The organism is Devosia sp. XK-2, assembly GCF_037113415.1.
In the GTDB taxonomy this organism is placed as follows: domain Bacteria; phylum Pseudomonadota; class Alphaproteobacteria; order Rhizobiales; family Devosiaceae; genus Devosia.
In genome coordinates, this window is record NZ_CP146608.1 from 3,305,677 (window position 1) to 3,319,320 (window position 13,644).

A 13,644-nucleotide genomic window follows, 5' to 3' on the forward strand; every position below is an offset into this window, starting at 1 on the left:
TCATGCCCGCTGTGTCGGAAAAGGGCAATCCCGCCCCGCGCCTATCCGCCATGCCAATGCGCCGCCAATGCGCCTTGGTCCGGCGCCGGAAAGCTGATGCCGACATGCTCATCGTCCGGGGCAGGGGCCAGGGTTGCAGCCAGGTCAGCAAAGGCCTCGCGCAAGCCATCCATCGCCATCCGCCTTTCGCCCAAATCGGCCGCCTGCGCATCACGCAGCGCCTCAAGCGCTTTTGCCGCCTCCTCAAGGATAGCTGCCTGCGCGCCAAGGGCCTCGGTCGCTTGGCCTGCCGCTCTGGCCTCGGCGGGCGCTCCACCCGCCAGCTTCTCGAGGGCGTCTTCCAGCGCCGCGACATTGCGGACCAGATCGTCGCGCGCCCGCTCCGACTGCGCCCTATGGGTCCGCAGCGCCGCGGCAAGCTGGCCAATCCCGGTCCTGATCCCGGTAAGAGCATCAGCGTCACTCTCGGCGAAAGCCAGTTGCAGGCTGACATGCAGGGCATCAAGCTGCTCGGCAAAGGCATCCAGCTCGCCCAGTTCGGCCCGCAAGGCCATGAGGTTCGCCCGTGCCGCCGCGGCCGGTCTGCGCGCCGCGCTCCGCCGCCGGGACCGGGCCCGCAGCGAACGCTCCAGGGCGTCGAGCGCCGGGCGATTGTCCTTTTCGGTAGCTGCCGCCTCGGCCAGTCGCTCGGCAAGCCCGGCGACAACCAGGCCCTGACCCTCGCCACCGGCCAGCAATAGCCTGCCGCTATCCACCACTTGCCCGGCGACCGCCCGCAGGGCCGCGCTCGAGCAATCGAGGTCCTCGACCAGAGCCATGACCTTGTCCGCAAGACGTTCGGCACCGGCATGCAGCGGCGCCAGATCGGGGTCCGAAGGCGCGGCCAGGGACACATCCTTGCGCCCCTCGGCCGCCAGCTCGAGCGCCCGCCCTGCCTCACGCACGGCCTGGCGCAAGCGCTGCCGCTGCGCCTCGGCCCCGTTCACCCCCTCTTCCCGCAGCTTGGCGACATAACCCGAAACGCTGAGATCGATATCGAGCAGCACGCCCGCCAGCAATGTTGCCAGGCCCTCGGAAATCCCTTCAACGGCCAGACGAAGACTTGCCGGGGCCGGCCGCCCGAAGAGACCCAGCGTCCCGCGCCTATCCTCGACCGCCGCTGCCATGCCGTCCTGAATTATGCCGCGAACCAGGGTGTCGACCAGGCTGGCATAGCTGCCCACATGCCAGCGCGGTTCCAGCCCGATCCGGGCATGGCGCAATCCCATGCGCTGGGCCGCTTCGGCAAAGTGATTGTCGAACCGCCCCTGGGCCAGGGCGCGCCAATGCTCGGCCAGTCCCTCGCCATTGGTTTCGATGCGGTCCCGGCCATAAAGAAAACGCGCCGCGCTGGGCGTGGTCGCCACCTGCGCATTGAAGCTCTGCAAAGCCCGCTCGATATGGCGCTCGATCAGCGGCGAGATCGGCGCCAGCCGGCTCGCCACGTCGCCACCCAGCCCGACGAAATCGAGTCTTTGCTGAAATGTGTCCTGCATATTGCCCCGCCGATCTGCGCTGTCACTCAGCCCGATCAGACCCCTGCGAGGTAAATATCATGGTTAACAAAACCCTATCGGCTTCTACGTAGTCCCGACCCGGCAAGGCCCAGTGCAATCGCTTCGCCCACCAGCATGGCGATGGCCGCCTCAGGCACCCGATCGCCCGGATAGAGCCGCATGAAGCGGCCCTTTTTGAGATGATCGCCTTGCAGCAATCCCTCGGGATCCTCCAATAGGCGTCCTTGCTCGAAATAGACCGCCACGCGGTCTTCATAGGGAAAGACCGCGCAGATCAGGCCGGCCCGGGCATGTCGGAAATTAACGCTGCGCCAGCCCCATTTCACCTGGCTGGACAGCGGCATGGTTTCGAGCAGGCCCACGACCGCCCGGCACAGAATACCGATGGCGGGTGGCAGCGGCTCCAATAGCCGGTCCAGCTCGCTCATGGCCGCCCCAACATTGCGGCACGGACAATGGCGGGGTCAAGAATATCCATGACGCGCTCCAGGCAGGGACAGGCGGAAGACCGCTATCCGCCTTGTCCACCATGGCCCTGACAGGCCGCGTCAGCAGCCGTTTCAGAACGCCTGCCAGTCGCTGGAGAGGGCCGCATTGCCTACGCTATGCAGCGCCGGCTTGGCGCGCGCCGGCGGCTGCGGCGGCGCTGCCACCGCCACGGGATGCTCACCGGTGCGGAACACCGCCACGATAAGGTCCAGTTCCCCGGCCTGCGCTTCGGTCTGCTCAATGGCGGCATTGGTCTCTTCCACCAGCGCCGCATTATGCTGGGTCATTTCGTCCATCTGCCGCACGGCAACAGTGATTTCTTCCAGCGAGCCCGACTGCTCCCCGTTCTGCCGGGCGATCGTGTCGATCAGCCCGGCGCTTTCCTCGGCCCGGGCCTGGATGTCCTGCAGGGTTTCGGCGGCGCGCGCCACCAATTGGGTGCCATTGCGCACCTCGCCCGCACTGGTTTCGATCAATTGCTTGACCTCGCTGGAGGCCTGGGCCGCGCTCTGCGCCAGGCGCCGGACTTCCACGGCCACCACGGCAAAACCCTTGCCCGCCTCGCCCGCCCGCGCCGCCTCGACCGAGGCGTTGAGCGCCAATAGATTGGTCTGGAAGGCAATATCGTCGATCATGCCGATAATGTTGGAAATCTTGCCCGACGAGGTTTCGATAGCCGACATGGCCTGATTGGCCGCGCTCATCACCTCGCCGCCATCCGTGGCGCTTTTTGCCAGCCGCAGCGCCGTGTCGCTCGCGCTGGCCGCGCGCTTCGCATTTTCAACGACGGCAGCAGACAATTGCTCGATCGAGGCACTCGTTTCCTCGATCGTGGCGGCCTGGCGCGTGGTGCGCTCGGCCAGGTCATTGGCACCCGAAAGAATTTCACCGGTCGCTGTCTTGAGCGAACGGGAGGTCTGCTGCAACTGGGCCACGATCTCGGCCAGCTTCTCGGCGACCGCATTCGTGTCCTCCTTGATCTGGTCGAATTCGGGATCCAACTCCTCGGTGACGCGGCTGGTCAGATCCCCCTGCGCGACATCCTTGAGCACCGCCCCGGTTGCGGCCACGGCCTTCTGAATCTTGGCGCGCGCCGCGTCATCGGCCTCGCGGGCATCGCTGGTCAATTTGTCGAAATAGGCGGTCACGCCAATATCGATATCGAGCAGCATGGATTTGAGCACCGCAATCAGGGCCTCCGTCATGGTGCTGACATCATCCATGACCGCCTCGGCCTTGCGCGGGCTGGGCCTGCCGAACGCGCCCTTTTCGGGCCTGAGTGCGGCCGCCATACTGTCCTGGACAATGCCGCGTACCAGCGTCTCCATGATCACGCCATAGCCGCCAATGTGCCAGCGCGGCTCAAGCCCGATCTTGGCATGGCGCAAGCCGACGCGGCTGCTCGCTTCCATATAGCTGTCGTCGAGCTGCCCGGTGGCAATGGCCTGCCAGTGACCGACCTGCTTGGACTTGGCGCGGTCCATTTGCGGCTTGCCATCGAAGAAGCGGCTGACGGCCGGCACGGTGCCGATCTTGGCATAGAACCGCGACAAGGCCGGTTCCAGATGCGTTTCGATACTGGGCTGAATGGCCGCGAGGCGGGCACGCGCCGCTTCATCAAGCCCAATAAAGTCCAGTCGGGATTGCAGAATATCCGAGGATCCGGGAGCCATCGATCTGACCTGTCCATGCAAGAGGAAGGGATAATGTGTCCACCCCTGACGCCCAAATCTTGACCTGGATCAACCAGCCCGAATTCGGCGTTTTGGGGTAAATGTTCCGTAAAGTCGCCGCGGGGCCTATCGGTCCCGACCGGCTTGCGCGCGCCGTAATAGATCGCCTGTCCATATCCCCCCGCTCGACCCACAAACCAACCACGACAAAATATTGGGGCCGAGGGTTAATATGTAATCATAAAATGACTACGTGTTTACCGTATAAGAGGCCCCAGATTCGCCCTCCAACAAAGACCTCTAAATGAGACCGGAATATAGAGGCATGGATATTGTTCCATGTTCTTTCAGGTAACGTCGGCGCAATCGGCGCCGGCCCTTGATCGCGATGGGAGAATGCCGCTCCTAGAACTCGCTCCAATCGGCCGAAATGGCCGCATTGCCCTGGCTGAGATAGGTGCGCGCAGCCTGGCGGAGCTTGGGCGCGGGCGAGGAGGCGGGCGCTTTGATCATGCTGTGATCGGCCTGCCCATCCGCGCCCTCGATCCTGAACACGGCCACGATCCGGTCGAGCTCGGAAGCCTGCGCCTCGGTCTGCTCGATGGCGGCATTGGTCTGTTCCACCAGCGCCGCATTGTGCTGGGTCATCTCGTCCATCTGCCGCACCGCGACCGTAACCTCTTCGATGGCGGAAGCCTGCTCGCGGCTCTCCCGGGCAATGCCCTCCATCAGGCTGGTATTGGACCTGGCGGCCTCGAGCATGGCGGCCAGCTTGGCGGCTGCATCCGCCACCAGCTTGGTACCGGTCCCCACTTCGCCCGCCGAGGTTTCGATCAGCGCCTTGACATCGGCCGAGGCCTCAGCGGCGCTTTGCGCCAGGCGCCGCACCTCCACCGCCACCACGGCAAAACCCTTGCCCGCTTCCCCGGCCCGCGCCGCTTCCACCGAGGCATTGAGCGCCAGCAGATTGGTCTGGAAGGCGATATCGTCGATCAGCCCGATAATATTGGAAATCTTGGCCGAGGATGTGGTGATGCGCTCCATCGCCTCATTGGCCTGGCTCATCACCACGCCGCCCTCTTCCGCCGTCTGGCTGACGGTCTGGGCAATGGCATTGGCGTCGCGGGCGCGATCGGCATTTTGCAGCACCGTGCTGGCCAATTGCTCCATGGCGGCCGAGGTCTCCTCGATCGTCGCTGCCTGCTTGGTGGTGCGTTCGGAAAGATCATTGGCGCCCGAAAGGATTTCGCCGGTCGCCGTCTTGAGCGTCCGCGAGGTCGATTTGAGCCCGCTCACCACCTGGCTGAGCGTTTCCGCCACCGTATTGGTGCTCTGCTGAAGCCTGGCGAAAGCACCCTGATACTGCCCATCCATGCGCTGGGTCAGGTCGGTGCGCGCCAGCGCCTCAAGCACCTTGCCGGTCTCGCCGATCCCCTGGTCGACCGTTTCGACCAGCGCATTGACCGAGCCGGCCAGGCTATTGAGTTCGGCATCGGGGAAGCTGGCATTGACGCGCTTGGTAAAGTCACCGCTGACCGCAGCGTCCACCACCTCGCCAAAGGCGAGCTGCAATTCACTCATCATCGCCTGGCGCGCCTGCTGGTCGGCAATGATGCGGGCCGCCTCGGCTTCGGTCATCTGGCTGATACGCAGCCCGTTTTCGCGGAAGATTTCCACGGCCCGGGCCATGCCGCCCAGCTCGTCCCGCTGATCCTGATTGGGCACCTCGACATCATATTTGCCCTGCGCCAGAACGCCCATGAGCTCGGTCATCTTGCGGATCGGCCTGGCAATGACCCCGGCGCCGAACCACACCAGCACCAAGACCCCGGCCAAGAGCCCACCGGCCACTACCAGGGCCATATTGCGCATGGCATCGACGCCGGCATAGACGGTGGCCACCGGCACCTGCATGATCATCGTCCAGCGCTCATCCACGCCGCTGAAGGCCAGCGGTGCCGTGACGACGAATTGTGTGGTTCCGCTGGGGTCCGTATAGGTCGTGCCGCTCTGCATCAACGTCTCGTCCAGAAGCGCATTGGCAATTTCGGGCTGCAGCGGCTGGCCGACCAGGGCCGGATCGGCATTGACGATCCAGGTATTGGCATTGCTGACCAGGTCGACCGAACCGACGCCGAACGGCTTGAGCTGGCCGATGACCGCGGCGATGGTGTCCAGCGTCAGATCGGCGGTGACGATGCCGGCCGGCGCGCCATTCTTGTGCACCACCGCGCTGATCGTGCTCATCAGCACGTCCACCCCATTGATCGGATAGGTATAGGGCGGCGTCAGCAGGGTGCGGTCTTCGCGCAAGGGCAGGTCATACCAGCCTTCCGTGCCCGCTTCGGGCGACATGTCGAGCTGCTCGACCGAGACTTTGCCATCCTGCTGGGTGAAGTAGGGCACCATGCGGCCGGTCTCGTCCGAATAGGCATGCCCGATAAACATTTCATCCAAGCCATCCACGGCATTGGGCTCGAAGGCTGCTGTCATGCCCACCACCGACGGCCGTGACTGCAGGGCCCGGGTGATAACCCGACCGATTTCATCGCGATCCGCCGCGCCCTCGATCAGCGCTTCGACCGTGGCGGCCGTCGTTTGGGCATGGGTGATCACATTGCCCATCTGGCCACTCGCCAATTGCGAATATTGCCCCAGAAGGGCCCGGGCCCGTTCTTCCGCCTCTGTCCCGGCGGTCTGGTACATGAGGGACAGGCCCCCTGCGATGAGGCCCCCCATGGCGAGCACGAAAACAACACCCGCACCCAGCACCAGCTTGAGTTGGATGGACAAGTCGCTCAGTTTCATTTGCCTTCTGCCTTATATGCATCGGACCTTCTGGCCCGGCTTGTGTCTTGCGCATGCGCGTGCACGCGCTCCGCTCGATGAGCGGTCTGTCGAATACCAAAGCGGAGGGTGACGCCCGCCGAATTGACCGGTCAGCCGACCGGTTCACCAATGTTCAAATCTGCGTCCATCCCGACTAGACCATGGCCGCGTTAAGCTCTGGTAAAGCACGATCGCGGATCGCCAAAAAAGAAGGGGCGCCCATGCGCCCCTTTGCTCATCCGATCATGCCGGTCCCCCCCGGTCAGAACTCGTCCCAGTCCGACGATATGGCCGCATTGCCTTGATTGAGATAGACGCGCGCCGCCTTTTGCGCCGGCTGCGCGCGTTTGGGCGGTGCGGCCGGAGCCGCGGCCTGGGCTGGCTCCATCTCGTCGAGCCTGAAAATATCGACGACGCGATCCAGTTCCCCGGCCTGCGCCTCGGTCTGCTCAATAGCCGCATTTGTCTGCTCGACCAGGGCGGCATTGTGCTGGGTCATTTCATCCAGGCTCCGCACGGCGACGCTGACCTCTTCGATTGCCGTGGCCTGGCTTTTGCTGGCCTGGGCAATGGCCTGCATCAGGCCCGCATTGGCCGTGACTGCGCCCAGCATGTCACGCAATTGCGTGGCCGCGCTCGAAACCAGGTCCGAGCCGTTCTTGACCTCGCTGGCGCTGGTCTCGATCAGCACCTTGACCTCCGAGGAGGCCTGGGCCGCGCTCTGGGCCAGCCGCCGCACTTCCACGGCCACCACGGCAAAGCCCTTGCCGGCCTCCCCGGCCCGCGCCGCCTCGACCGAAGCATTGAGCGCCAGCAGATTGGTCTGGAAGGCGATATCGTCGATCAGCCCGATAATATTGGAGATCTTGGCCGAAGACTGGGTAATACGCTCCATGGCCAGATTGGCCTTGTCCATCACCTCGCCATTGCGCGCCGCGTCGCTCGACACCGTCGTGGCCGATGTATTGGCATCATGGGCCATGCGGGCATTCTCGGCCACCGTATTGGCCAATTGCTCCATGGCTGCCGAAGTCTCTTCAATGGTCGCCGCCTGCTTGGTGGTGCGTTCCGAAAGATCGTTGGCGCCCGAAAGGATTTCGCCGGTTGCGGTCTTGAGCGCGCGCGAGGTGACGCGCAGCTTGCCGATCACCTCGCTCAGCTTTTCGGCCACCGCATTGGTATCGGTCTTGAGCTTGGCAAAGGCGCCCTGATACTCGCCATTCATGCGCCGGGTCAGGTCGGCATCGGCCAGGGCCGCCAGAACCTCACCGGTTTCCGACAGGCCGCGGTCCACCGTTTCGACCAGGCTGTTGACGCTGCCGGCTAGGCCATTGAGCTCGGCATCGGGGAATTGCGCATGCACCCGCTTGGTAAAATCGCCGGCAATGGCGGCATCGACCACCTCCCCGAACGCGGCCTGCAGGGCCACCATCATATCGGTGCGCTCGATCCGGCGGCGCTGCGACGCGGCGCGCTCCTCCTCGGTCATCTGGCTGACCTTGAGGCCATTTTCGCGGAACACCTCGACCGCGCGCGCCATCTCGCCGATTTCATTGCTGCGGTCCACATAGGGCACATCGGTCTCGTAATCGCCCTGGGCAATGACCTTCATCGTGCTGGCCAGCCTGGGCACCGGCGCGGTCAGCAGCCGCGAAGCGACAAAGCCCGCCAGGCCGATGATCACCAAAGCGACGCCACCCACCGCCAGCAGCAGCATGAGCACCGAATTGATGACCCCCTCGACGCCGGCCTTGGACACCCCGACATAGAGCACACCGATCGGCTTGCCCGCCTGGTCCTGGATCGGCTGATAGGCCGTGTAATAATCCTTGCCCAGAATCTTGGCCTCGCCGAAATAGGCCTCCCCATTGATCACCGCCGCATAGGCCGGGCTGGCTTGTCCCAGCGTCGTCCCCACGACCCGCTCGCCATTGTCGTCCAGGATCGTGGTGGTCATGCGCACGAAGTCTTCCTGGGTGCCATCCCAGCCGAAAATGGTGGCCGTCTCGCCGGTCAGCCGCACAATGGCATCGACGATGTCGTGGTTGAGAAACTGGCGCGGCATGGCCCAGGCCGTCACATTGGCCAGGGACCCATCCTCGTTCCAGGCGACTTCGGCGCCCGGCAGGTGGCTCGACAGGATTGTCGCCGCCGTCTTGAGATTGGAGGTCTGCTGGTCCTTGGCCTGTTGCCTGAGCGCATCGCCCAGACTGAGATAAATCGCGCCCGAGACCAGGGCTACCGACAGAAGGGTTGCACTGATGACCAAAACGCCAATGGCGCTTGTCATCCTGATATTGCCAAGGCGGCTCTTGATTGCGCTGATCAATTATATGGGCCCCAAAATACACCAGGCCCCGCGCAGCCCGTGTCTCATTGGGAATAATCCTAAGCCCGGCAGATTAACTGAGTATTATCCTTGCCAAATGCTTGCGGCCTGCTTTCGCAGGCCGCTTTTTCCTTGAACAATCAGAGGTATTTAGAACTCGTCCCAATCCGCTGAAATGGCGGCATTGCCCTGTGTCTGGAACCGGGGGGTGGGGGCAATGGCGGCCCTGGCTTCCGGTTTTTGCAAGCTGGGGGCGCTGTCCGGCCGCTGCGTGGCCGCGCCATCGATGGCGAAGATTTCCACGATCCGGTCCAGTTCGGTGGCCTGGGCCTCGGTCTGTTCGATGGCCGCATTGGTCTCTTCCACCAGCGCCGCATTGTGCTGGGTCATCTCGTCCATGGTGCGCACGGCCGAGGTGACCTCCTCGATGGACGTCGCCTGTTCGGCGCTGTCCCGGGCAATGGCTTCGAGCGACAGCGTATTCTCGCGAATGGCCTCGAGCATGCTGGCAAGCTTGCCGGCAGCCTCACCGACCAGTTTGGACCCGGTCGTCACCTCGCCGCTGGACTGCTCGATCAGGGCTTTGACATCTGCCGAAGCGCTGGCCGCGCTTTGTGCCAGCCGCCGCACTTCCACGGCCACCACGGCAAAGCCCTTGCCTGCATCGCCGGCCCGCGCCGCTTCCACCGAGGCGTTGAGCGCCAGCAGATTGGTCTGGAAGGCAATATCGTCGATCATGCCGATAATATTGGAGATCTTGGCCGAGGACTGGGTGATGCGCTCCATGGCCTCATTGGCCGCATCCATCACCTGCCCACCCTCTTCGGCCGTCCGGGTGACCTGGGAGGCGCTGGCGCTGGCATTCTTGGCGCGCTCGGCATTGGCCAGCACAGTGGATGCCAATTGCTCCATGGCCGCCGAGGTTTCCTCGATGGTCGCCGCCTGCTTGGTGGTACGTTCGCTCAGATCGTTCGCGCCAGACAGAATTTCGCCGGTTGCCGTCTTCAGCGAACCCGAAGTGCGGCGCAACTGCATGACCACTTCGGTCAGCTTGTCGCCCACCGCATTGATGTCGGATTTGAGCTTGGCAAAAGCCCCCTCATATTCGCCGGTCATGCGGCGCGTCAGGTCGGTATTGGCCATGGCGCCGAGCACCTGGCCCACCTCTTCCACAGAACGGTCGAAGGTTTCGACCAGATTATTGACGCTGCCCGCCAGGCTATTGAGTTCGGCATCGGGGAATTCGGCATGCACGCGCTTGGTGAAATCGCCCGAAACGGCCGCGTCGACCACCTCGCCGAAAGCGGCCTGCAATTCGGTCATCATCTGCCGCCGCTTTTCCTCATCGGCCACGATCCGGGCCGCCTCCGCCTCGGTCATCTGGCTGACGCGCAACCCGTTCTCGCGGAACACCTCGACAGCGCGGGCCATGGCCCCCACTTCATTGCCCTTGTCGGTATAGGGCACATCAACCTCATAATTGCCCTGCGCCACCACATCCATGGTCCCCGCAAGCTTGGGAATGGGACGGGTGATCAGGCGCGAGGCGAAAAAGCCAATGGCACCGAACGCCGCTGTCGCCGCGCCACCCACCACGCCGATCAGGCTGAGGACCGAATTGGCCGCCGCCTCGACATTGACCATGGGCGTGCCCACAAAGATGGCGCCCATGACTTCGCCACTGGTTTTCTGGATCGGCTGCAGCGCGGCGTAATATTGCGTGCCCTCGATAACGAGCCGGCCGAGGAACATTTCGCCGGCATTGAGCGTGGCCACGGCCTCGCTATCGGCGGCCAGTGTGCCCCCGACGGCGCGGCTTTCCGCATCCGCCATCACGCTGGTGGTTTTGGCAACCATGTCGCCTGTTGCCGTGTCGGTGACATAGATGGCCGCGTCCTGCTTGGTCACCCGGGTCACCGAATCGATCACCTCAGTATCGTAGAAGGGCGGGATGGCCCAGCTCTGGAACGAGGCGATCTGTCCCGCTTCGTCCCAGCTCAGTACCGAACCGGAAATGCGCCGCTCGAGAATGGTCGCGGCCACGCCCAGATTGGTCTCCTGCTGCACCTCGCTATCCGCCATGGACCGGTCATGCAGGCTAAGATAGATCGCCGCCGATACGGCGGTGATCGAGCCAATAATGGACAGCATGACCAGAACCAGAATGGTGGTGGTCATGCGCACATTACCCAAAAAGCGCGCAATTGGTTTCATAGCGGTACTCCCCCGTTCGAACCCGGTCATCCTTCTGGAGCCGGCCCACAGGCGGAGAACGCTAGAGTAAACTATTTACCGAAAACTGTACGGAAAATCCCGCAATCGTTTTCGATGATATTCCAAAGACAAAAAAAGCCGAAAAATATCGGGACCGGCTCCCGGCAAGCGGCGTCGTACCCTTCCGAAACCGCTTACGCGCAGTGCTCAGCTGCCCAGGGCCGGAGCGTTTCCGGCCAGGTGGAAACGGCTTTGCCCCTGGGAAACGCGATAGACTACGAGCTCTAGAATTCGCTCCAATCGGCCTCGAGCGCCGCATTGCCCTGGCCGAGATAGGCCCTGCCCGCACTTCTGACCCTGTCCTGCACCCGCGCCTTGCTTGCCGGCGGGGGAACGGGTTGCGTGGCAGCAACCGGCTCGGCCCGGTCATATACGGTGAACACGTCGACGATCCAGTCGAGCTGGGTTGCCTGCGCCTCGGTTTGCTCGATAGCGGCATTCATCTCCTCGACCAGGGCCGCATTGTGCTGGGTCATCTCATCCATGGTGCGCACCGCGGTATTGACCTCGTCGATGGAGGCGGCCTGTTCGCGGCTTTCCGTGGCAATCGAACCCATCAATTGATTGGAGGTGCGCGCGGCTTCGAGAATGGCATTGAGCTTGCTGGCGGCATCGGCCACCAACCGCGAACCGCCCTTGACCTCGGCCGCGCTCTGCTCGATCAGCGCCTTGACGTCGCTCGACGCCTGCGCTGCCGACTGAGCCAGCCGCCGCACTTCCACGGCCACCACGGCAAAGCCCTTGCCCGCCTCCCCGGCCCGTGCTGCCTCAACCGAGGCATTGAGCGCCAGAAGGTTGGTCTGGAAGGCGATGTCGTCGATCAGCCCGATAATATTGGAGATTTTGCCCGACGAGGCGGTGATCTTCTCCATGGCCCCGGTTGCCTCGGCCATGACCTGGCCGCCATCTTCGGCGGTCTGGGTCACCAGCGCGGCGCTGCGGCTCGCATCCTGGGCCCGTTCTGCATTGGTCAAGACGGTCGTTGCCAATTGCTCCATGGCCGCCGAGGTTTCTTCGATGGTTGCGGCCTGTTTGGTGGTGCGTTCGGAGAGGTCATTGGCACCGGACAGGATCTCGCTGGTCGCGGTCTTGAGCGTACCCGAGGTCTGGCGCAATTGCCCGACCACCTCATTGAGCTTGTCGGCTACCGCATTGGTATCGTCCTTGAGCTTGGCCAGCGCGCCCTCATAGTCCCCCTCCATGCGGCGGGTCAGATCGGTATTGGCCAGCGCGCCCAGCACTGAGCCCACTTCGGTCACGCCCCGATCCACGGTCGAGACCAGATTGTTGACGCTCGAGGCCAGCACATTGAGTTCTTCATCGGGAAATTGGGTGGCAACGCGGCGGCCGAAATCCCCCGCCACGGCCGCATCGACCACCTCGCCAAAGGCGGATTGCAGCTCGGCCATCATCTTGCGGCGATTATCCTCGTCGGCAACGATGCGCGCCGCCTCCGCTTCGGTCATCTCGCTCACCCGCAAGCCGTTTTCGCGGAAGACTTCCACCGCCCGCGCCATGCTCCCCACCTCATTGCCCAAATCGCGATAGGGCACCTGGGTGTCATAAGCACCTTCGGCAATCGTCCCCATGGCGCTGGCAATGCGTGGAATGGGCCGGATAATGCCGAGGCTAACCACATAGCCGATCACGGCCAGCACCAATGCCGTCACCAGCGCGATTATCGCCAGAAAACCCATCATCTGGCTCACCGACTGCTCGATGGCAGCAACCGGTTCGCCCACGAACAGCGCCCCGGCCAGCGCCCCGTCCTCGCGATTGACCGGGAAATAGGCCGAATAATATTGCCGCCCCGCCAGCTCTTCTTCACCGAACCAGCCCTGACCGGCACTCAGTGCCGCCATGACCGGTCCCGCCGGATCAATCACGCTGTCCTTGAGGCTCTCGCCGGCATCGGTCTTGAGCGTAGTGGTATTGTTGACAAGGGCGCCGCTATCCTTGTCGGTGATATAGATCGCCGTTTCCGCCCCGATGACCCGGGAAATGCCATCGACCAGTTCGGTATCGAAAAAGGGCAGGAGGGCCCAGCCGGTGACCTGGCTCATATCGCCCGTTTCGGTCCAGTGGACGACCGTTCCGCCCTTATTATTGGTGGCGGCGGCAAAGATCGTCGCCGCGGTCTTGAGATTGGTCTCCTGCCGGTCGCGCCCCTGCTGCATCATGGTCGTGGAAAAGCTGAGATAGACCGCCATGGCCACCACGCCGATGGAGACCACAATGGCCGCCATGACCAGGCCCGAAATCTGAAATTTGAGACTCAAGCGGCCAAAAAGCCGCGACACCAAACCGAACATGCCTGCCCCCAAGCGTTGCACCTTGGAGGCAAGAGTAGGGCTCATTAATTTAATCAAATATTACAATGGTTTAGCAGGTCCGCATTTTCATTTCGGGCCCGCATTCCTGTAAATTCGGCCACGCGATTGCCCGGTTCAGACCGGCAATTTTCAGTTTGCCGGCACTTTGCGCGAAAGCCCGC

Annotated in this window: 7 protein-coding genes; all 7 read right to left on the bottom strand. The window is 63.3% G+C overall.

The window, feature by feature from the left end; all coding sequences use genetic code 11:
* Positions 1 to 41: 41 nt before the first annotated feature.
* Complete coding sequence (locus V8Z65_RS16285) at positions 42 to 1,535, bottom strand: protoglobin domain-containing protein (protein ID WP_338721199.1); 1,494 nt, start codon at positions 1,533 to 1,535, stop codon at positions 42 to 44.
* A 74-nt stretch (positions 1,536 to 1,609) separates the two neighbouring features.
* Positions 1,610 to 1,984: a DUF1801 domain-containing protein gene (locus V8Z65_RS16290; protein ID WP_338721200.1), complete on the bottom strand. Its 375-nt coding sequence runs from the start codon at positions 1,982 to 1,984 to the stop codon at positions 1,610 to 1,612.
* A 132-nt stretch (positions 1,985 to 2,116) separates the two neighbouring features.
* A complete protein-coding gene (locus V8Z65_RS16295) occupies positions 2,117 to 3,718 on the bottom strand; it encodes a methyl-accepting chemotaxis protein (protein WP_338721201.1) in 1,602 nt (533 codons plus the stop codon).
* A gap of 405 nt (positions 3,719 to 4,123) precedes the next feature.
* Positions 4,124 to 6,526 (bottom strand): methyl-accepting chemotaxis protein, encoded by a 2,403-nt coding sequence (locus V8Z65_RS16300; protein ID WP_338721202.1) that lies wholly within the window; start codon positions 6,524 to 6,526, stop codon positions 4,124 to 4,126.
* A 283-nt stretch (positions 6,527 to 6,809) separates the two neighbouring features.
* Positions 6,810 to 8,837, bottom strand: coding sequence for a methyl-accepting chemotaxis protein (locus V8Z65_RS16305; RefSeq protein WP_338721203.1), 2,028 nt, complete (start codon positions 8,835 to 8,837; stop codon positions 6,810 to 6,812).
* A gap of 189 nt (positions 8,838 to 9,026) precedes the next feature.
* Positions 9,027 to 11,090 carry a methyl-accepting chemotaxis protein gene (locus V8Z65_RS16310; protein ID WP_338721205.1) on the bottom strand — a complete coding sequence of 688 codons (2,064 nt, stop codon included), beginning with the start codon at positions 11,088 to 11,090 and terminating at the stop codon, positions 9,027 to 9,029.
* 284 nt (positions 11,091 to 11,374) lie between these two features.
* Positions 11,375 to 13,429 (bottom strand): methyl-accepting chemotaxis protein, encoded by a 2,055-nt coding sequence (locus V8Z65_RS16315; protein WP_338721206.1) that lies wholly within the window; start codon positions 13,427 to 13,429, stop codon positions 11,375 to 11,377.
* Positions 13,430 to 13,644 lie beyond the last annotated feature (215 nt).

Coding starts and splice junctions, on each gene's coding strand:
- V8Z65_RS16305 (WP_338721203.1), bottom strand. CDS start 8,837: ATGACAAGCGCCATTGGCGTTTTGGTCATCAGTGCAACCCTTCTGTCG.
- V8Z65_RS16310 (WP_338721205.1), bottom strand. CDS start 11,090: ATGAAACCAATTGCGCGCTTTTTGGGTAATGTGCGCATGACCACCACC.
- V8Z65_RS16290 (WP_338721200.1), bottom strand. CDS start 1,984: ATGAGCGAGCTGGACCGGCTATTGGAGCCGCTGCCACCCGCCATCGGT.
- V8Z65_RS16300 (WP_338721202.1), bottom strand. CDS start 6,526: ATGAAACTGAGCGACTTGTCCATCCAACTCAAGCTGGTGCTGGGTGCG.
- V8Z65_RS16295 (WP_338721201.1), bottom strand. CDS start 3,718: ATGGCTCCCGGATCCTCGGATATTCTGCAATCCCGACTGGACTTTATT.
- V8Z65_RS16285 (WP_338721199.1), bottom strand. CDS start 1,535: ATGCAGGACACATTTCAGCAAAGACTCGATTTCGTCGGGCTGGGTGGC.